General features: G+C 71.9%; 18 protein-coding genes. 10 read left to right on the forward strand and 8 right to left on the reverse strand.

Going from position 1 to position 18,322, the window contains the following annotated elements:
• Nucleotides 1-1,716: a formate--tetrahydrofolate ligase gene (locus J2W20_RS02310; protein ID WP_307004196.1), complete on the forward strand. Its 1,716-nt coding sequence runs from the start codon at nt 1-3 to the stop codon at nt 1,714-1,716.
• 77 nt (nt 1,717-1,793) lie between these two features.
• Here the strand turns inward: J2W20_RS02310 and J2W20_RS02315 are convergent, their stop codons facing one another.
• Nucleotides 1,794-2,087 (reverse strand): helicase associated domain-containing protein, encoded by a 294-nt coding sequence (locus J2W20_RS02315; protein ID WP_307004198.1) that lies wholly within the window; start codon nt 2,085-2,087, stop codon nt 1,794-1,796.
• A 235-nt stretch (nt 2,088-2,322) separates the two neighbouring features.
• Here J2W20_RS02315 and J2W20_RS02320 point away from each other — a divergent pair, with 235 nt between their 5' ends.
• Nucleotides 2,323-3,027, forward strand: coding sequence for a MerR family transcriptional regulator (locus tag J2W20_RS02320; RefSeq protein ID WP_307004200.1), 705 nt, complete (start codon nt 2,323-2,325; stop codon nt 3,025-3,027).
• A 411-nt stretch (nt 3,028-3,438) separates the two neighbouring features.
• Complete coding sequence (locus J2W20_RS02325) at nt 3,439-4,095, forward strand: hypothetical protein (RefSeq protein WP_307004201.1); 657 nt, start codon at nt 3,439-3,441, stop codon at nt 4,093-4,095.
• Nucleotides 4,096-4,146: 51 nt separating this feature from the next.
• Here J2W20_RS02325 and J2W20_RS02330 read toward each other — a convergent pair whose 3' ends face one another.
• Nucleotides 4,147-5,232: an inositol-3-phosphate synthase gene (locus tag J2W20_RS02330; RefSeq protein ID WP_307004203.1), complete on the reverse strand. Its 1,086-nt coding sequence runs from the start codon at nt 5,230-5,232 to the stop codon at nt 4,147-4,149.
• 110 nt (nt 5,233-5,342) lie between these two features.
• Between J2W20_RS02330 and J2W20_RS02335 the strand changes: the two genes are divergently transcribed.
• Nucleotides 5,343-5,663, forward strand: a complete 321-nt coding sequence (locus J2W20_RS02335) for a PLD nuclease N-terminal domain-containing protein (protein WP_307004205.1) — start codon at nt 5,343-5,345, stop codon at nt 5,661-5,663.
• Between the two features lie 75 nt (nt 5,664-5,738).
• On the opposite strand, the gene J2W20_RS02340 is transcribed toward J2W20_RS02335, so the two are convergent.
• Nucleotides 5,739-6,635, reverse strand: a complete 897-nt coding sequence (locus J2W20_RS02340) for a diacylglycerol/lipid kinase family protein (protein WP_307004207.1) — start codon at nt 6,633-6,635, stop codon at nt 5,739-5,741.
• Nucleotides 6,636-6,818: 183 nt separating this feature from the next.
• Here J2W20_RS02340 and J2W20_RS02345 point away from each other — a divergent pair, with 183 nt between their 5' ends.
• The 3 genes from J2W20_RS02345 to J2W20_RS02355 all read left to right on the forward strand — a co-directional run bounded on the left by J2W20_RS02345 (nt 6,819) and on the right by J2W20_RS02355 (nt 9,082).
• Nucleotides 6,819-7,082, forward strand: coding sequence for a GlsB/YeaQ/YmgE family stress response membrane protein (locus tag J2W20_RS02345; protein WP_307004209.1), 264 nt, complete (start codon nt 6,819-6,821; stop codon nt 7,080-7,082).
• Nucleotides 7,083-7,286: 204 nt separating this feature from the next.
• Entirely contained in the window at nt 7,287-8,375 is a 1,089-nt protein-coding gene (locus J2W20_RS02350; RefSeq protein ID WP_307004210.1) for a S1C family serine protease, read from the forward strand.
• Between the two features lie 41 nt (nt 8,376-8,416).
• Complete coding sequence (locus J2W20_RS02355; protein ID WP_307004211.1) at nt 8,417-9,082, forward strand: hypothetical protein; 666 nt, start codon at nt 8,417-8,419, stop codon at nt 9,080-9,082.
• A 90-nt stretch (nt 9,083-9,172) separates the two neighbouring features.
• Here J2W20_RS02355 and J2W20_RS02360 read toward each other — a convergent pair whose 3' ends face one another.
• On the reverse strand, nt 9,173-9,490 hold the full coding sequence (locus J2W20_RS02360; protein WP_307004213.1) for a MerR family transcriptional regulator: 318 nt from the start codon (nt 9,488-9,490) through the stop codon (nt 9,173-9,175).
• 137 nt (nt 9,491-9,627) lie between these two features.
• Between J2W20_RS02360 and J2W20_RS02365 the strand changes: the two genes are divergently transcribed.
• The 3 genes from J2W20_RS02365 to J2W20_RS02375 all read left to right on the forward strand — a co-directional run bounded on the left by J2W20_RS02365 (nt 9,628) and on the right by J2W20_RS02375 (nt 10,977).
• Complete coding sequence (locus tag J2W20_RS02365; RefSeq protein ID WP_307004215.1) at nt 9,628-10,050, forward strand: Hsp20/alpha crystallin family protein; 423 nt, start codon at nt 9,628-9,630, stop codon at nt 10,048-10,050.
• 67 nt (nt 10,051-10,117) lie between these two features.
• Nucleotides 10,118-10,528, forward strand: coding sequence for a DnaJ domain-containing protein (locus J2W20_RS02370; protein ID WP_307004216.1), 411 nt, complete (start codon nt 10,118-10,120; stop codon nt 10,526-10,528).
• 47 nt (nt 10,529-10,575) lie between these two features.
• A complete protein-coding gene (locus J2W20_RS02375; RefSeq protein ID WP_307004218.1) occupies nt 10,576-10,977 on the forward strand; it encodes a hypothetical protein in 402 nt (133 codons plus the stop codon).
• Nucleotides 10,978-11,004: 27 nt separating this feature from the next.
• On the opposite strand, the gene J2W20_RS02380 is transcribed toward J2W20_RS02375, so the two are convergent.
• The 4 genes from J2W20_RS02380 to glgX all read right to left on the reverse strand — a co-directional run bounded on the left by J2W20_RS02380 (nt 11,005) and on the right by glgX (nt 18,244).
• Nucleotides 11,005-11,601, reverse strand: coding sequence for a PRC-barrel domain-containing protein (locus J2W20_RS02380; protein ID WP_307004219.1), 597 nt, complete (start codon nt 11,599-11,601; stop codon nt 11,005-11,007).
• 71 nt (nt 11,602-11,672) lie between these two features.
• Nucleotides 11,673-13,496 (reverse strand): malto-oligosyltrehalose trehalohydrolase, encoded by a 1,824-nt coding sequence (gene treZ, locus J2W20_RS02385; protein WP_307004220.1) that lies wholly within the window; start codon nt 13,494-13,496, stop codon nt 11,673-11,675.
• Between the two features lie 74 nt (nt 13,497-13,570).
• Nucleotides 13,571-16,009, reverse strand: coding sequence for a malto-oligosyltrehalose synthase (gene treY, locus J2W20_RS02390; RefSeq protein ID WP_307004222.1), 2,439 nt, complete (start codon nt 16,007-16,009; stop codon nt 13,571-13,573).
• A gap of 24 nt (nt 16,010-16,033) precedes the next feature.
• Complete coding sequence (gene glgX / locus J2W20_RS02395) at nt 16,034-18,244, reverse strand: glycogen debranching protein GlgX (RefSeq protein WP_307004223.1); 2,211 nt, start codon at nt 18,242-18,244, stop codon at nt 16,034-16,036.
• Nucleotides 18,245-18,322 lie beyond the last annotated feature (78 nt).

An 18,322-nucleotide genomic window follows, 5' to 3' on the forward strand; every position in this document is an offset into this window, starting at 1 on the left:
ATGACCGCCACGGCACCGTCGCCCAGCGCCAGCGCCCAGGGCCCCCACGTCCGTTCCGACCTCGAGATCGCGCGGGCCGCGACGCTCAGGCCCATCGTCGAGGTCGCCGCTCAGGCGGGCATCCCCGAGGACGCCCTCGAGCTCTACGGGCGCCACAAGGCCAAGGTCGACCTCTCCCGACTGGGCGCCGGCGACCGGCACGGGCGGGTCGTCCTGGTCACGGCGATTTCCCCCACCCCGGCCGGCGAGGGCAAGTCCACGCTCACGGTGGGCCTCGCGGACGCCCTCGCCCGCGCAGGGAAGCGGACCATGATCGCCATCCGCGAGCCCAGCCTGGGCCCGATCCTCGGCATGAAGGGCGGCGCGACGGGCGGCGGCCTCTCGCAGGTGCTGCCCATGGAGGACATCAACCTCCACTTCACCGGCGACTTCCACGCCATCACCGCCGCGAACAACGCCCTGTGCGCGCTGATCGACAACCACATCTTCCAGGGCAACGCCCTCGACATCGATCCGCGCCGGGTCACATTCAAGCGCGTCATGGACATGAATGACCGGGCACTGCGCGGCATCGTGATCGGCCTCGGCGGCCCGGCGCAGGGCGTGCCGCGCGAGGCCGGCTTCGACATCACCGTCGCGTCCGAGGTCATGGCCGTGTTCTGCCTCGCGTCCTCGGCGGCGGACCTCAAGGAGCGGCTGGGCCGCATCACCTTCGGCTACACCTACGGCCGGACGCCGCTCACGGTCGCGGACCTCGGCGCGGCCGGGGTCATGGCCATGCTCCTGAAGGACGCGATCAAGCCCAACCTCGTCCAGACGATCGCGGGCACCCCCGCGCTGGTCCACGGCGGCCCGTTCGCGAACATCGCCCACGGCTGCAACTCGGCCCTCGCGACCACGACGGCGCGCCGCCTCGCCGACGTGGTGGTCACCGAGGCCGGGTTCGGGGCGGACCTGGGGGCCGAGAAGTTCATGGACATCAAGGCCCGGTACGCGGACGTGGCGCCCTCCGCGGTCGTGGTGGTCGCGACGGTGCGGGCGCTCAAGATGCACGGCGGCGTGCCCAAGGACGCGCTCACCGCGCCGGACGTGGAGGCCCTCGAGCGCGGCTTCGTCAACCTCGCCCGGCACGTGGAGAACGTGCGGAAGTTCGGCCTCGAGCCGGTGGTGGCGGTGAATCGGTTCGGGACGGACGCGCCCGAGGAGCTCGACGCCGTCGTGCGCCTGTGCCGCGGGGCCGGCGTCCGCGTCGCGGTGGCGGACGTGTGGGGCCGCGGCGGCGGGGGCGACGGCGGCGACGACCTCGCGCGCGAGGTGCTCGCCGCGCTCGAGGCGCCGGGGACGCTCAAGCACCTCTACCCGCTCGAGATGGGCGTCGAGGAGAAGATCGCCACGGTGGTGCGCGAGGTCTACCGCGGCGTCGGGGTCGAGTTCTCGGACCAGGCCAGGCGGACGCTGCAGCAGATCCGCGAGAACGGCTGGGAGAGCCTGCCCGTGTGCATGGCGAAGACGCAGTACTCGTTCTCCGACGACCCGTCGCTGCTGGGCGCGCCCGAGGGCTTCACGGTGCACGTGCGCGAGCTGTGGCCGCGCACTGGTGCCGGGTTCATCGTCGCGGTGACGGGCTCCCTCATGACCATGCCGGGGCTTCCGAAGCAGCCTGCTGCGCTGCGCATGGACCTCGACGACGAGGGCCAGGTCACCGGGCTGTTCTGACGCGGCCCGGCGCAACCCAGCGCGGCCGCCCCGGGCCAATCCGAGACCAGCGCCGCCGGGCCCCGTCGGGCGGCGGGTCAGCTCCGCGAGAACCAGCGCGGGCCGAGGAGGTCGACAAGCCGGGTGCGGCGCTCGTCGCAGAGCCGGCCGCCGTGGTCGGCGCGGCGCTGCGCCTCGATCCACGAGCCGAGGCGCGCCTCGTCGGGTTCCTTTGCCGTGCGTTCCGGGACCCGGCCGCGCTCCCCCACGAAGGCCTCGAGCCGCCCGAGCAGAGCGGCGAATTCGCCGTCATCCGGCTGCTTCGGCTCGTCAATCCCTGCGATCTGCCTCGAAAGGCTCCGCCACATCGCGTTGTCCACTTCGCCCCCCATGACGCTGTGCTTCCCGTATAGACTCATTTTACATGTAAAATACGAGAGTTGGCCATGAATTGTTGCTGAGCACCCGGGTCCGAGGGAGCGCCCCCCATGTTCCATAAACGCTCCCTCGGACCCGCGGGCTCAATTACTCAAACTAGTGGGGTAATGTTCGCACGCGCCACCAAGAGAGTGGCAGGGCACGCAGCTATCCAATCCACTCTCCCTGGGCGCCCAGGAAGGAGGCCCGATGAAGCTGGCCGAACTCGCCGCGCGGACCGGGACGCCGGCCGCGACGATCAAGTTCTACCTCCGCGAAGGGCTGCTGCCCGCTGGCAGGGCCGTCAACGCCACCCTGGCCGACTACGGGGACCCGCATGTGCGCAGGCTCGGCACGATCCGGGTGCTCCGGAAGGGCCTGGGGCTCAGCGTCGCGACCGTGCGCGCGATCGTGGACCTCATCGATGGCGGCGAGGACCGCATCGAGGTGATGAAGGCCCTCCGGTCCGTGGTCCTGGGGCACGGGTCGCCGCAGCCGGGGCGCACCGAAGCAGGCACCCGCATCGTCCGCGAGCGCGGCTGGCCGGACCTGCCGACAGGGGCGCGCGCAGCCCTGGACGACCATCTGGAGGCCATGGAGCGGCTCGGCGTGCCCGTGGCGGAGAACGTGCTCAGCGCCTACGCCGAGGCCGCGGACCTCATCGCCGCGGCAGACGTCGCCGACGTGGACGGGGCCGGAGACCTCGAGGACCTCGTGTCCCGCGCCGCAGTCGGGATGCACATGAACCGCCAGCTCATGCTGCGCCTCGTCGCGCTTGCGCAGGCGAGCCGCTCGATCCTGTACTACGGGCCGACTATGTCCGGCCCCAGCCGCCTATCCCCGCCCGAGCCCGGCCACGCCTCAACCCCGCATCAGGACATGCCGCAAAGACGCCCGCATCACGGCATGTCCTGATGCGGCGTTCGGCAGGGACTCCGAGGCTGTGGATAACTTCGGACGCCTTCCCTGGATCTCGGGCACGATGGCCCCATGCGCACGCCACGCCCGCTCCCCGAGGGCCTGCCCAGCGGACCCTTCACGGTCGATGAGGGCCGCAATGCCGGACTGGCCTACAGGCGTCTGCGCGCAGCGGACCTGGACCGCGTGGGCCGAGGGCTGTACGCGGTGCAGGAGGGCGGAACGGACGACGGCGGCCGTCTCCTCGCGCTGGCACGTGCCGTCTGTGCGGCGAGCCCTGGCGCCTGGGTTTCGCACGAGTCAGCGGCCGCACTTCTGGGCCTTCCGGTCCCACCGCATCTGGGGACCGGACTCCCACTGCATATCAGCAAGCCCCGTTCACTTCCGCAGGCCCGGCGCAAGGGCGTCGTGGCACACAACGTGACGTCCTTCCCCGAGGAGATCACCCTGGTGCACGGTGTGCCGGTCGCGACGGCGCAGCGGACGTTCTTGGACCTTGCTCGGAAACTCTCCCTCGAAGACCTCGTGGCGCTGGGCGACCACCTCATCCGGCTGCCTCGGCCCGAGCTCGAGGGTCGTTCTGCTCCCCTGACGACCCTCCCAGCGCTCCGGGCGCTGCTGGCGCGCCACAGCAATCTCCAGGGGATCCGGAAGGCCAGGCTGTCCCTCGACCTCATGCGCGTGGGGGCCGACTCAGTGCCGGAGACGAAGCTGCGGCTCGCGCTGGTCGCCGCGGGGCTGCCGGAACCGCAGCTGCAGATCCCGCTGCGCCCCTGGGACCGGTATTCGCCGAGCGCGGACGCCGCCTATCCAGCATCCCGCGTGGGTGTGCTCTACGAGGGCGAGCATCACCTCACGCCGTGGCAGCAGTCCACGGACATGGAGCGGGACGCCCAGTACTCCGAGGCCGGCTGGATCCTCATCAAGGCCAACCGGCACGATCTCAGGAACAGATTCGCCCGCACCGTCTCGCGGGTTCGCAACGCCTTGGTGAGGCGGGGCGCAATGCCGGGAATCGGCGTCGTGCGTCCCGCAAACGAAACGCCGCATCAGGACATGCCGTAAAGAACGCCGAATAGCGGCATGTTCTGATGCGGCGTTTGAGGGGGGCAGCGCCTAGCGCTCGAGCTCGCCGCGGATGAACGCCTCGACGTCGGCGCGGGCCAGGTCGTCGGCCTTCTGCACGGGCGGGGACTTCATGAAGTAGGCGCTCGGGGAGGTGAGCGGGCCGCCGATGCCCCGGTCGAGGGCGATCTTCGCCGCGCGGACGGCGTCGATGATCACGCCGGCGGAGTTGGGCGAGTCCCACACCTCGAGCTTGTACTCGAGCGAGACGGGGGCGTCGCCGAAGTTGCGGCCCTCGAGGCGCACGAAGGCCCACTTGCGGTCGTCGAGCCACTGGACGTAGTCGGACGGGCCGATGTGCACGTCGCGCTCGGCGAGCTCGGCCTCGACATTGGAGGTCACGGCCTGGGTCTTGGAGATCTTCTTGGACTGGAGCCGCTCGCGCTCGAGCATGTTCTTGAAGTCCATGTTGCCGCCCACGTTGAGCTGGTACGTGCGGTCCACGGTGACGCCGCGGTCCTCGAACAGCTTGGCGAGGACGCGGTGGGTGATGGTGGCGCCGATCTGGCTCTTGATGTCGTCGCCCACGATCGGCACGCCCGCCGCGCGGAACTTCTCGGCCCACTCGGGGGTGCCGGCGATGAAGACGGGCAGGGCGTTGACGAAGGCCACGCCGGCGTCGATGGCGCACTGGGCGTAGAACTTCGCGGCCTTCTCGGAGCCCACGGGCAGGTAGCAGACCATGACGTCGACCTGGGCCTCGCGCAGGGCGGCGACCACGTCGACCGGCTCCTCGTGGGATTCCTCGATCGTCTCGAGGTAGTACTTGCCGAGGCCGTCGAGGGTGTGGCCGCGCTGGACGGTCACACCCGTCGGGGGGACCTCGGCGATCTTGATGGTGTTGTTCTCGCTCGCGCCGATCGCGTCGGCGAGGTCGAACCCGACCTTCTTGCCGTCCACGTCGAACGCCGCCACGAACTCGAGGTCGCTGACGTGGTAGTCGCCGAACGTGACGTGCATGAGGCCGGGGACGGTGTCCGCGGCGTCGGCGTCGCGGTAGTAGTGCACCCCCTGGACGAGGGAGGCGGCGCAGTTGCCCACGCCCACGATGGCTACTCGGATCTTCTTCTCTGGCACGGTACTCCTCATCGCGTAGAACGGCGGAACCGGTCCACGGGCTCCGCTGCTCGGCTCATCCTATCCGCGTGGCACTCCCCCGCCCGCGGCCCGGTCCCTAGACTGGCGGAATGGGACGCAAGAAGAACAAGAAGAAGTGGTCAGAGCTCAGCGGCGGCCAGCGCTTCGGCGTGGTCCTGGGCGCCCTCGTGCAGTTCGCGCTCCAGGGCGCCGCACTGCGGGACCTCGCCAAGCGGCCGAAGGACCAGGTCAACGGTCCGAAGGGCGCGTGGGTCGCGGCGAGCTTCATCAACACCATCGGCCCGATCGCGTACTTCCTCCTGGGCCGCAAGCACAGCCCGGCGCCGGCGGCCAAGGGCTCCGGGACGAGCGCGGCGTCCTCGGGCCTGAAGACCTCGATGGGGGTCTCGATCGGCAAGAAGATCGGCTGACGCGCCGCCCGCGGCCAACGCACGACGCCGGGAGCGCACCTCGCGCTCCCGGCGTCGCCTGTGCGCCCGGGGCGGTCAGGCCCCCTGCGGCGCCCGCACGGTGAGCGCGCCCTGGTCGACGCGGGCGGTGAAGACCGTGCCCTGGCCGAGGTGGTCGCCGTCGAGCTGGATGTCATGCGCGTGGGCGCTGGTGAGCCGGACGCGCTTTCCTTCGAAGTGCCCGAGGTCCGGAGGCGAGTGGCGGCGGAACCGGCTCAGCAGCGCGCCCACCACCCTGAACCAGCCGCGGAAGCCGCTGGGCGCCACGGCGAGGACGTTGAGGATGCCGTCGTCCACCTTGGCCCCGGGGAAGACCTCGACGTTGCCCTGGATCCGGCCGCAGTTGCCGATCATGACCCCCCGCTGGCGCCGCTCCATGGCGAGGCGGCCGTCCACGTCGACCCGGATGCGGTGGGACTCCCCCACGATGTTCTGCGCGGCGGAGACCACGTAGGCGAACCAGCCGGCCTTGGCCTTGAGGTCGTCGTCGGTGTTGGCCATGACGGTGGCGTCGAGGCCCAGGCCGGCCATGACCACGAAGGCGAGCTCGTCACCGTCGTCCATCCGGGCCCAGGCCACGTCGATGCGCCGCTCCGCCCCGCCCATGGCGGTGTCCAGCGCCGCCTCGGGATCGTCGATGGGCAGCGCGAGGTTGCGGGCCAGGAGGTTGCCGGTGCCCAGCGGCACCACCCCGAGCGGGGTGCCCGTGCCGGCGAGCGCCCCGGCGGCGGCGCGCACGGTGCCGTCCCCGCCGGCCACCACCACGAGCTCGGCGCCCTTCTCGAGGGCCTCGCGCGCCATGCCGGCGCCCGGGTCCTCCACGGTGGTCTCGAGCACGAGCGGTTCCGCTCCCCGCCCGGCGCAGCGGGCACGGAAGGATTCCACGACCGCCTCCGCGCCCTGCTTGACGGGATTCACGATCAGCGCCTCCACGGGGCCCCCTCATCCTCTACGTTGCCTGAGGGCCAACGTTACCGAACCGTTCCTCGGTAAAGATGCGGCAACGGCACGCCCGCGCGCCGTGACCCCGCGCGGCGGGCGTGCTACTACAGAGGCAGCTTGGCTTCCACCGCAAGCGAAGAAATCGAACATGGTCGCACCACACAAGGAGTTGACATGGGATTTTTCGGGTTCCTCATCCTCGGACTCATCGCTGGGGCCATCGCCAAGGCCATCCTTCCGGGCAAGCAGGGCGGCGGGTGGCTCATCACCCTCGTCCTCGGCGTCGTGGGCGCCATCCTCGGCGGATGGATCGGCGGGCTGATCTTCGGCGGCAACACGCTCGGCAGCTTCTTCGAGATCCGCACGTGGGTGACCGCGATCGTCGGATCGCTCATCGTCCTGCTCATCTGGGGGGCGCTCGCCAAGCGCCGCGCGTGAGGCCGGCGGCCCGCAGGAGGCCGCAGCGGGGGCGGGGCCGGACCAGTCCGGCTCCGCCCCTCGCGCGTTCCGCCCGGGTCCTGGGCCATTTCCTCGGCCACGTGCGCGGCTCGGTGGGGCGGCCGAATTCGTTGCGCTGGCGCAATAGTCGCTTTACGCTGGCTATTGGGGTGGAGGACCCCCCAGTCCCGAGGAGGAGCCAGCATGAGGATTGCCCGAGGTCTCGTCCTTGCCGCAGCGGCCGCGGCCCTGGCCGGCTGCACGGGGCCGGGGGCCACGCCCTCGGGCACCGGCTCGGCATCCGCTCCCCCCTCGCCGTCGCCCGGAGCCTCGACCTCGACCGGTGCCGTCAGCGCCCAGGCTCCCTCGGGCGCCGGGCTGGGCGCCGTGCCCAACGTGGTGAAGGAGCTCGAGCCCTCGGTGGTCACGGTCCGCACCCCCATAGGGCTCGGGAGCGGGGTAGTCTACCACGGCGACGGCACGCTCGTCACGGATGCGCACGTGGTCGAGGACCAGCAGAAGCACCCCTACAAGACCGTGCAGGTCCAGTTCGCGGACGGCTCCCAGGACCAGGCGAACGTGGTCGGGGTGGACGACGTCACCGACGTCGCCGTGCTCAAGGCCGGCCGCACCGGGCTCCCCGCGCCCAAGTACGCCGGCTCCGCGCCCGAGATCGGGTCCCTGACCGTGGTGATCGGCAGTCCCCTCGGACTCGACGAGACGGTCACGGCCGGCATCGTCTCCGGCCTCCACCGCAACATGCCCCCCAGCAAAGAGTCCCCCCACGGCGCGATCGACCTGCTCCAGACGGACGCTCCGATCTCCCCCGGGAACTCCGGGGGTGCCGTGGCAGATGCCAGCGGCGAAGTGATCGGGCTCTCGGAGGCGTACCTGCCGCCGAGCTCCGGGGCGGTGGCCATCGGCTTCGTCACTCCCGCCTCGACGGTGACCTCCGTCGCCGACCAGCTCCTGGCGAACGGCACCGTCAAGCACGCGGCGCTGGGCGTCGTCCCCGAGGACATCACCGCACAGATCGCCCAGCGCTTCGGCCTCAGCTCCTCGGAGGGGGCACTCGTGGTCGACGTGACCCCCCAGGGGCCGGCCGACCGGGCCGGCATGAAGCCGGGAGACATCATCACCGGGCTCGCCGGCACCAAGGTCACCAGCGTCACCGACCTGCTGGCGGCCCTGCGCCAGCAGGAGCCCGGCAAGACCGTCGAGGTGACGGTCCGGCGCGGCAGCACCGACCAGAAGCTCCAGGTCAGCCTCGGCGACCTGGCCCAGCAGCAGTGACCTCCCGGGAGCAGCCCTCCCCCAGGCCGAGAAGAGGAACCATGCACCACAGGCCCGCCCAGCCCGCCCTCCTTGCCCTCGCCGCGGCCGCCGCCGGGACGCTGGCCCTGACCGGATGCAGTGCCATCAATCCTCAGGAGACCAAGTCCATCGTGGCGGCGGTCCCCGGCGTCCGGGGAGAGATCGGCCCGCTCCGGGTCGAGGATCTGGTCATCGTCTCGGGAGGCGGCAGCGGATCGGGCACCCTGAGCCCCGACGCCCCCGGCCGTCTGGCGGGCACCATCTTCAACGGCTCCACCTCCCCGGTGTCCGCCGAGTTCTCCACCTCCGCGTCCAGCACGGTCCGGGTCACGGTCCCCCGCAACGGGGAGGTGATGCTCGGTGCCGACCAGGCACTGCCGCCGATCGAGCACACCGGCGGGATCCCGGGCGGGATGACCACGGTGACGATCAGCGCCGGGGGCTCGGCCCTGCAACTCAAGGTCCCGGTGGTGGACGGCACCCTCGCCCAGTACCGCACGCTCCTGCCCTCGCCGTCGGCCACGGGTAGCGCCACCCCGGGGCCGGCCTCCGGCCGCCCCACGGGGCCGGCCTCCCAGCCCTCCGGCTCGGCCACGCCCACCTCGACCGCGACGGCGTCCGATACCGGCAGGCCCTCGCCGTCCCTGGACATCACCCAGCCGGCCGTCAGCCCCTCGTCCCCCTAGGCCGGGGCGCCCGCACAGTCGCGCCCGCCCGGCGCCGCCTGCAGGACGCCGCCCGCTCGGCGCAACCCGCCCAGCGTCCCGCGGCGAGCCTCAGCCCCGCGCCGCCCTCCCCGGGCGCCCGGCGGACCTGAGGCTGTCCAGCTCGCGCCGCAGCCGCGCGTTCTCGTCCTCGAGCTCGAGCACGAGCCGGATGCCCTCGATGGTGAGCCCCGCCTCGACGAGGCCCGCAATGCGGCCCAGCCGCTCGACGTCGTCCTCGCTGTACCGGCGCGTGCCGCCGTCCGTGCGGGAGGGCGTCAGGAGGCCCTTGCGCTCGTACAGGCGCAGGCTCGAGAGGGCCATGCCGGAGAGCTCGGCGGCCACCGAGATCGCGTAGACCCCCTCCGAGGGATGCCGCTCACGGGCCATCCGATTTCCTTCCGCCAAGGTCTTGATCTCTTCCTTGCCGAATACTATATCTGTGTCTGTAGAGACAGATCCATGGTGGATCGTCCTACAGAGGAATTCTTTGGCAATCCGATATCGAACATCTGGAGGTGGCAGAGATGCTGATGCGAACCGACCCCTTCCGTGAGCTCGACCGTCTGACGGAGCAGGTCTTCGGTACCGCATCCCGGCCCACGACCATGCCGATGGAGGCGTGGCGCGAGGATAGCGAATTCGTGGTCGAGTTCGACCTGCCGGGCGTGGACCCGGAGACGATCGACGTGGACGTCGAGCGCAACGTCCTCGCCGTGCGGGCGGAGCGGAAGTCGCACCGGCCGGACGGCGCCGAGGCCGTCGCGGCGGAACGCCCCACGGGCATGTTCGGCCGCGAGCTGATCCTGGGCGATGCCCTCGACACCGGGAAGGTGACCGCGAGCTACGCCGACGGCGTGCTGACGCTGCGCATCCCCGTGGCCGAGGAGGCGAAGCCGCGCAAGATCGAGGTCTCCACGACGTCGTCGAAGAGGGAGATCGCGGCCTGAGGGACCGCCGGCCCCGGCCGGACCGCAGCCCGGCCGGGGCCCCGGCCTCCACCGTGCGGAGGCTGCCATGCGCGCGAGGGACTTCTACGAGGTGCTCGGAGTGGACCGGACGGCGAGCCGGCAGGAGATCCGCGCGGCGTACCGGCGGCTCGTCCGCGCGCTGCACCCGGACGGCGGCGGCCAGGACGGAACGGCCCCGGACGGAACCGGCCCGCACGGCAACGGCCCCGCCCCGGACGGGCGCAGCGCCCTCTCCGATCCCGACCGCGAACGGCTCAAGGAGGTGATGGACGCGTACGCCGTGCTCGGCCGCGACGACCGCCGCGCCGCCTATGACGCCGCGCTGGCCCGTGCCGAGACCGTCCTGTGGGCGCAGCCGCCGCCGCGCCGCCCCGTGTGGCTCGCGCCGCGGACGCCGATGGACGAGCCGCTGAGGGAGGAGGACCTGCTGTGGTTCCTCTTCCGGTGGTTCCGCTGACCTGCCGAAGCGGAGCCCGTTGAACTGTTGCCCGTGAAGGAGGGGCCGTGAGCCCAGAGCACAGCGGCTGGCGCCGCTACGACACCACGCTGTTCCCCGTGTTCCACGAGAGGTTCGAGGAGAAGTGGGGCGAGGGGACGGCCCCGTTCCTGGACCCCAGCGTGTTCGAGAACGACCAGCCGCGGCCCCGCGCCCAGTGGATCAACGTGGACACGGGCGCGGCGGTCGCCGTCGTGCCCGTGTGGGAGGACGATCCGACGGCGCGCTCGTTCGCCGTGTTCTACCTCCCGCCGGCCGGGGGCATCTGGGTCCTGCGGCCGCCGGGCCTGTCGAGCTACATCGAGGCCGTGGGCAACGGCACCGCCACGAGCCAGGACGCCGCCGCCCTGCGGAACGACTCGTTCCACAAGGCGGTGGCGCACGCCGAGTCCTTCATCTTCGGCACCTGATCGGCGCCGCCGGGGCCGGCGCGCGGCTCAGGCCCGGCGCTTGTCGTGGACCCCGGGGATGTCGCTGGTCTCCTTCGGCCCCTCGTTGCCCTGGCGTTCGGCCCCGGGGGCGCCCCGCCCCGCGGAGACCTCGCTGGCACCCTCGCTCGGCTCGTCGTCGACGCCCGCGAGGCCCGCGGATCCGCCGCCCGCGCCGTACGCCGAGCCGCCCTCGTCGAAGACAGAGCCGGTGTCCCCCTTGACGGGGTCCAGGTTCTCGTCCGCGGTCACGACCCTCCCGCCCTCGGAGCCCGCCCGGGGCTGGGAGCCCGCGACGCCGTAGTGCCGGTAGAGGCGGTCCTCCTCGCCGGGCTCGAGGTGGCCGTGCGGGTCGATCCGCGGCGCATCCTTGACCTGGTCCTTGGTGGAGGCCACCACGAGGTCGTCGCCGCGCACGCTCGCCCCCTGCAGGGGGACGAGCGACTCCTTCAGGCCGAACAGGCCGGTCTTGACCGTGACCCACGTGCGGCTGTCCGTGTCGTCGTCGACGTACAGCTCGCCGATCCGCCCGATCTTCTCCCCGTCCTGCCCGAGCACGTCCCCGCTGCCGCGCTGGAGCCTCTCGAGCTCGTCGCGTGTGATCATGGCCGTTCCTCCTGAAAGGTCAGTGGACTGTGTGCACGGTCCTCACCCACTGGCGCCCCGGCGCAACGGGTTCAGGCGGAGAGGACGACGGCGGCGAGGCCCGGCAGGCGCACGGCGTCGCCGGAGCCGGTGCTCACCACGGCGCAGGCCGGGTCGGTGGCCACGGCCGCGGCGCCGGCGAAGCCCTCGGGCAGCGGCACGTCGACCGGGCCCGGGCCGAAGCCGACGCACACGATGGCCCCGGGCCGGCGCCAGGTGATCCAGCGCGGGCCCCCGTCGCCGGAGCCGTCCTCGCCGGAGCCGTTCCGGCCGCCGGCGAGCACCTCGGTCTCGTCGAGCCGGCCGGACCACAGCCCGGGCAGCTCGGCGCGGACCTCGATGAGGCGCCGGTAGAGCGCGAGGAGGCGGGCGCCGTCGTGCGTCTCCGCCTCGGACCAGTCCAGCATGGACCGCTCCCGCGTCGCGGGGTCCTGCGGGTCCGGCACCTGGTCGGGGTCCCAGCCCATGCGCTCGAACTCGGAGAGCCGGCCCTTCGCGGTGGCCTCGGCGAGCTCCGGCTCGGGGTGGGAGGTGAAGAACTGCCACGGCGTGGTGGCGCCGTACTCCTGGCCCATGAAGAGCATGGGGGTGAAGGGTGTGGTCAGGGCGAGCACGGCCTCGACGGCCTTCGCGTCCCAGCCGAGGGCGGCGGTGGGGCGGTCGCCCACGGCGCGGTTGCCCACCTGGTCGTGGTTCTGGGTGCAGACCACGAGCTGGGAGGGGTGCACGAGGTCGGGGTCGAGGGGCCTGCCGTGGTGCCTGCCGCGGAAGCTCGAGTAGCTCCCGTCGTGGTAGAAGCCGCCCAGGATCACCTTTGCGAGGGCGTCCGGGTCGGCGAAGTCCTCGTAGTAGCCGTCCGACTCGCCGGTGAGGGCCACGTGGAGGGCGTGGTGCACGTCGTCGTCCCACTGGCCGCCGAGGCCGTAGCCGCCGGCGCGGCGCGGGTTGACCAGGCGCGGGTCGTTGAGGTCCGACTCGGCCACCAGCACCTTCCGGCGCCCCGTCTCGCGGCCCACCTCCTCGGCCAGGTCCTCGAGCTCCTCGAGCAGGGTCAGGGCGCGGTGGTCCTGGAAGGCATGCACGGCGTCGAGCCGGAGCCCGTCCACGCGGTAGTCCTCGAGCCACATGCGGGCATTGCCGAGGATGAACGCGCGGACCTCGTCCGAGCCGGGGCCGTCGAGGTTGACCGCGTCGCCCCAGCCGGTCGCCGCGCCGGAGAGCATGTACGGGCCGAACTGGGGCAGGTAGTTGCCGCTGGGGCCGAGGTGGTTGTAGACCACGTCCTGGATCACGCCGATCCCGGCCGCGTGCGCGGCGTCGACGAAGCGCTGGTAGGCCTCGGGCCCGCCGTACTGCTCCTGGACGGCGTACCAGAGCACGCCGTCGTAGCCCCAGTTGTAGGGGCCGTTGAACGCGTTGACGGGCAGGGGCTCCACGAAGGCGACGCCGAGCTCGGCGAGGTAGGGCAGGCGGGCTGCGGCGGCGTCCAGCGTCCCCTCGGGGGTGAACGTGCCGAGGTGCAGCTCGTAGACCACGGAGCCGGCGAGCTCGCGGCCGGCCCACCCGTCGTCGCCCCACGCGTGGCGGGAGGGGTCGAAGCCGGCGGAGAGCTCGTGGACGCCGTCGGGCTGGCGGCGCGAGCGCGGGTCCGGGAACGGACCCTCGCCGTCCAGGACGTAGCCGTAGCGCTCCCCCGCGGCGAGCGCGGAGGCCACCCTCTCGGAGTCGGCGGACGACGGCGCCCACCACCCGCCGCCTGCGGCCTCCAGAGCCAGCCGCTCGCCGCCCAGGACCAGCTCGACCCGGGACGGGGTGGGGGCCCAGACGGACCCGGGGGCCGGCTGCGAACGCCGCATCAGGACATGCCGTAATGTCCCACTCTTTGCGGCATGTCCTGATGCGGCGTTGCCGGGGCCGGGGTCAGGGCGGTTCATGCTGCCTCCTCCTCAGGGACGAGGAGTGCCACCGGCAGCGTGCCGAGGACCTCGCCCACCAGTACGTCGCCGGCCTCGAAGGACCGGCCGGTGAAGGCGTCGCGGGCCGCCCGGGCGAGCCGGACCGTCGTGGTGCCCCAGCCGCCGGCGCGCTCGAGCCCGGCGGGGAGCCTGGTAGCGAGAACGGCGGCGCCGCGCTCCCCGCGCCGGAAGCCCACGAGGTGGGCGGCCGCGGGCCCGTCCGCCTCGATCGGGGCGTAGCCGGCGAAGAGCTCGGGCCGGTCGCGGCGCAGGCGCAGGGTCCGGGAGACCACGAGGAGCTTGGCCTCCTCGGCGAGCGGGCCGAGGACCGGCATGCCGGAGTCGAGTGCCGCGAGGGCCTCGGCCCGGGCGGTGAAGTCCACCTCGCGGCGGTTGTCCGGATCGCACAGGGAGCGGTCCCAGAACTCGGTGCCCTGGTACACGTCCGGGACGCCGGGCATGGCCAGCTGGAGCAGCTTCGCGGCCAGGGCGTTGGAGGCGCCGAAGGGCGCAACCTTGGCGGCGAAGGCGGAGATGATGCTGTGGGCGGGGCTGGCCGGATCCACGGCGGCGTGCACGAGCCGGCGGACCGCGTCCTCGAAGGCCTCGTCCTGATCCGTCCAGAGCGTGTGGACGCCGGCCTCGCGGGCAGCCTTCTCCGCGTACTGGACGAGGCGGTCCTCCTCCGCCGGCCAGGCGCCCAGGATGGCCTGCCAGAGCAGGTTCGCGAGCGGACCGTCCTCGAGCGGGGCGGCCTCGAGCAGGCGCGGGAGCGTCTCGGCCCACTCGTCGGCGAGCTCCGAGAGCACCGTGATGCGGGCACGGGTGTCCTCGCTGCGCTTGGTGTCGTGCGTGGTGAGCGTGGTCATGGAGTGCGCGAGGTGGCGCTCCCGCTCGGCGAGCTCGGCATGGAACTCGGCGGGGGCCAGGGCGAAGGCCGTGGGGTCGCCGCCGACCTCGGTGAGGGTGCCGAGGCGGGTGTAGCGGTAGAAGGCCGTGTCCTCGACCGCCTTGGCCATGATCATGCCGGTGGTCTGCTGGAACCGGCGGCACAGCTCCTCGGCCGGGTCCGCGAGGCGGGGCGCGAGGGCCTCGATGGCCGCGGCCAGGTCGGGGCGCTGGGCGGCGGCGGCCCGGCATGCCTCGGCGAGGACGGCGGAGTCGTGCTCCCCGCCTCCCTCCTGTTGAGGGGTCATGTCCCTATGTTGAGGGGTCATGTCCCCGCGTTGAGGGGTCATGTCCCTGAAGTAGGTGCGGTAGACCGGGAAGTGCGCGGCGATCTCGGCGAGGGCGTCGGCGAGGACATCGAGGGGCTTCGACTCCGCTTCTGCGTCTCGGCTCCCCTCCGCTCCGCTGCGCTCACCCACCGTGCCCGCGGCGGCGATGCGGGCCAGGCGGAGGATCTCGGCGTGCAGCAGCCCGTCCGCCATCCAGCGCTTGGTCCCGTGGATCATCTCCGCGTAGTCGGCCTCCTCGCCCCTCAGCCGGGTGTCGAGCGCCGTGAGGGGCTCCTCCCCCGCCGGGTCGACGAGGACGCGGTCCACGAGCCCCAGGGCGTCGTAGCCGGTGGTGCCCTCGCACGGGAAGTCGGCGGGGAGCGCCTCGCCGGGCTCGAGGATCTTCTCCACGAGCGTGTAGGCCCCGCCCGAGAGCTCCCGGAGCCGCTCGAGGTACCCGGCCGGGTCGCGCAGCCCGTCCGGGTGGTCGATCCGGAGCCCGTCCACGAGCCCGGCCTCCACCCAGCGGCGCACCTCGGCGTGGCTCTCCTCGAACACCCACGGCACCTCGACCCGCACGCCCGCGAGGGTGTTGACGGCGAAGAAGCGGCGGTAGTTCAGGCGGTCGTCGGCCTCGCGCCAGGGGACGAGCCGGTAGTGCTGGCGCTCGTGCACGGCCTCCGCCGAGTCGCCGTCGGCGTAGGTTCCGGGCGCGAGGGGGTACGAGTGCTCGTAGTACCAGAGCCTCTCGCCCTCGACCTTGAGCAGCCCGAGGTCCTCGGCCGAGCCGAGGACGGGCAGGAGGACCTTCCCGTCCCCGGCGTCCCAGTCGACGTCGAACGCCTCGGCGTAGCGGGAGCCGCGGCCCTCCCGCAGGAGGTCCCACCACCAGGGGGTCTCCTCGGGGACCTCCACGCCGAGGTGGTTCGGCACGATGTCCACGAGGATCCCCATCCCCGCCCCGTGCGCGGCGGCCGCGACCCGCTCGAGGGCCTCGCGCCCGCCCCGCTCCCGGTCCACCCGGGAGGGGTCCGAGACGTCGTAGCCGTGCTCGGAGGCCCCCACCGACTCCAGCAGCGGGGAGAGGTAGAGCCAGTCCACGCCGAGGGAGGACAGGTACGGCACGAGCCGCGCGGCGTCGTCCAGCGTGAACTCGGGGCGGATCTGGAGGCGGTAGGTCGAGGCGGGGGTCTTCACAGGGCTCCTTCGCTGGGCCGGAGACTACTGGCCGGCGGTGCTGATGGACGGCTGGTTCGTGGTCGCGGAGCCGGCCTGGGCGGCCAGGGATGCCGCCACCGAGTGGTCCACTTCCTCGCCGTGGTTCTCGTGCGCCCGGAGCACGGCCAGGCTCTTCGCAGGCACCGTGAGGATCTCCTCGGCCTTGATCTCCTTCTCCCCCGCGGACTGGCCCGACGTGTCCAGCAGCACGTCCCAGCCGGGCGCGTACTCCTCCCCGGGGAGGCAGAAGTCCACGTCGGAGTCGTCCGCGTTGAAGTACAGGAGGAAGTGCGCATCAGTGATCGGCTGTCCGTACATGTCCTGGCCGTGGATGCCGTGCCCGTTGAGGAACACGCCCACGCTGCGGCCCAGGGCCTCGTCCCAGTCCTCGGGGACCATGGGCGCGCCCTCGGTCCCGAGCCACTCGATGTCCGGCAGGGGCTGCCCCTCGCCGCGGCGCACCGGCCGGCCGTCGAAGAAGCGGCTGCGGCGGAACGTGGGGTGCTCGGCGCGCAGGCGGGTCACGGCGGCGGTGAACTCCACGAGGGGGTTGTCCGCACTGGCCCAGTCGATCCAGGAGAGCTCGTTGTCCTGGCAGTAGACGTTGTTGTTGCCCTGCTGGGTGCGGCCCAGCTCGTCGCCGTGGGCGATCATCGGCACGCCCTGGGAGAGCAGGAGCGTGGCGATGAAGTTGCGCTGCTGGCGGGCGCGCATCTCGAGCACCGCCGGATCGTCCGTGGGGCCCTCGGCGCCGCAGTTCCACGAGCGGTTGTGGCTCTCGCCGTCGTTGTTGTCCTCGCCGTTGGCGTCGTTGTGCTTCTCGTTGTAGGAGACGAGGTCGCGCAGGGTGAAGCCGTCGTGCGCCGTGACGAAGTTGACCGAGGCGACAGGGCGCCGGCCGCTGTTCTCGTACAGGTCCGCGGAGCCGGTGAGCCGGGAGGCGAACTCGCCCAGGGTGGAGGGCTCGCCGCGCCAGAAGTCGCGGACCGTGTCGCGGTACTTGCCGTTCCACTCCGTCCACTGCGGCGGGAAGTTGCCCACCTGGTAGCCGCCGGGGCCCACGTCCCACGGCTCGGCGATCAGCTTGACCTGGGAGACGACCGGGTCCTGCTGGATGAGTTCGAAGAAGGTCGAGAGCTTGTCCACGTCGTAGAACTCGCGGGCCAGCGTCGCGGCGAGGTCGAACCGGAACCCGTCGACGTGCATCTCGGTGACCCAGTAGCGCAGCGAGTCCATGATGAGCTGCAGCGAGTGGGGGTGGCGGACGTTGAGGGAGTTGCCGGTGCCCGTGTAGTCCATGTAGTACTGCAGGTCGTCCTCGACGAGGCGGTAGTAGGCGCCGTTGTCGATGCCGCGGAAGGAGAGGGTGGGGCCCAGGTGGTTGCCCTCGGCGGTGTGGTTGTAGACCACGTCGAGGATCACCTCGATGCCCGCGCGGTGCAGGGTTCGCACCATGGCCTTGAACTCCTGCACCTGCTGGCCGGTGTCGCCGCTCGAGGCGTACCCGGCGTGCGGGGCGAAGAAGCCGATGGTGTTGTAGCCCCAGTAGTTGTGCAGGCCCTTGTCCTGCAGCGTGGAGTCGTCCACGAACTGGTGCACGGGCATGAGCTCGAGTGCGGTCACGCCGAGCTTCGTGAGGTGATTGACGACGGCGGGATGCGCCACGCCTGCGTACGTTCCCCGCAGCTCCTCGGGAACCTCGGGATGCTGCTCGGTGAGCCCCTTGACGTGCGCCTCGTAGACCACGGTGCGGTGGTACGGCACCCGCAGCTGGGAGTCGCCCTGCCAGTCGAAGAAGGGGCTCGTGACCACGCCGAGCATCATGTGCGGGGCAGAGTCCTCGTCGTTGCGGCTGCTCGGGTCGCCGAAGTTGTAGGAGAAGAGGGGCTGGGCCCAGTCCGGCTGGCCCATGACGGCCTTGGCGTAGGGGTCCAGGAGCAGCTTGCTGGGGTTGCAGCGCTGCCCGGTGGCGGGGTCGTAGCCGCCGTGGACGCGGTAGCCGTAGAGCTGGCCGGGCTGGACGTGCGGCAGGTAGCAGTGCCACACGAACCCGTCCACCTCGGTCAGCTCGAAGCGCTGCTCGTTGCGCTCCTCGTCGAAGAGGCACAGCTCGACCTTCTCGGCGGCTTCGCTGAAGATCGCGAAGTTCGTGCCGGTGCCGTCGAACGTGGCGCCGAGCGGGTAGGCCGTACCTGGCCAGATGTCCTTCTCCATGGTGCAAGCTCCTTGCTGTGCGGCCCGTGCGGGCCGGGTGGGGGCATCCCCCGCGAAGTCTAGGTGACCTTTATCCAA

Origin of the sequence: Sinomonas atrocyanea (genome assembly GCF_030812675.1) — a bacterium.
GTDB classification, from domain to species: Bacteria; Actinomycetota; Actinomycetes; order Actinomycetales; family Micrococcaceae; genus Sinomonas; species Sinomonas atrocyanea_B.

What these genes read in the sequence shown, in the direction of transcription:
- J2W20_RS02310 (WP_307004196.1), top strand. Translation starts at nt 1, where the DNA reads ATGACCGCCACGGCACCGTCGCCCAGCGCCAGCGCCCAGGGCCCCCAC.
- J2W20_RS02315 (WP_307004198.1), bottom strand. Translation starts at nt 2,087, where the DNA reads ATGGGGGGCGAAGTGGACAACGCGATGTGGCGGAGCCTTTCGAGGCAG.
- J2W20_RS02320 (WP_307004200.1), top strand. Translation starts at nt 2,323, where the DNA reads ATGAAGCTGGCCGAACTCGCCGCGCGGACCGGGACGCCGGCCGCGACG.
- J2W20_RS02335 (WP_307004205.1), top strand. Translation starts at nt 5,343, where the DNA reads ATGGGACGCAAGAAGAACAAGAAGAAGTGGTCAGAGCTCAGCGGCGGC.
- J2W20_RS02345 (WP_307004209.1), top strand. Translation starts at nt 6,819, where the DNA reads ATGGGATTTTTCGGGTTCCTCATCCTCGGACTCATCGCTGGGGCCATC.
- J2W20_RS02350 (WP_307004210.1), top strand. Translation starts at nt 7,287, where the DNA reads ATGAGGATTGCCCGAGGTCTCGTCCTTGCCGCAGCGGCCGCGGCCCTG.
- J2W20_RS02355 (WP_307004211.1), top strand. Translation starts at nt 8,417, where the DNA reads ATGCACCACAGGCCCGCCCAGCCCGCCCTCCTTGCCCTCGCCGCGGCC.
- J2W20_RS02360 (WP_307004213.1), bottom strand. Translation starts at nt 9,490, where the DNA reads ATGGCCCGTGAGCGGCATCCCTCGGAGGGGGTCTACGCGATCTCGGTG.
- J2W20_RS02365 (WP_307004215.1), top strand. Translation starts at nt 9,628, where the DNA reads ATGCTGATGCGAACCGACCCCTTCCGTGAGCTCGACCGTCTGACGGAG.
- J2W20_RS02370 (WP_307004216.1), top strand. Translation starts at nt 10,118, where the DNA reads ATGCGCGCGAGGGACTTCTACGAGGTGCTCGGAGTGGACCGGACGGCG.
- J2W20_RS02380 (WP_307004219.1), bottom strand. Translation starts at nt 11,601, where the DNA reads ATGATCACACGCGACGAGCTCGAGAGGCTCCAGCGCGGCAGCGGGGAC.
- treZ (WP_307004220.1), bottom strand. Translation starts at nt 13,496, where the DNA reads ATGCGGCGTTCGCAGCCGGCCCCCGGGTCCGTCTGGGCCCCCACCCCG.
- glgX (WP_307004223.1), bottom strand. Translation starts at nt 18,244, where the DNA reads ATGGAGAAGGACATCTGGCCAGGTACGGCCTACCCGCTCGGCGCCACG.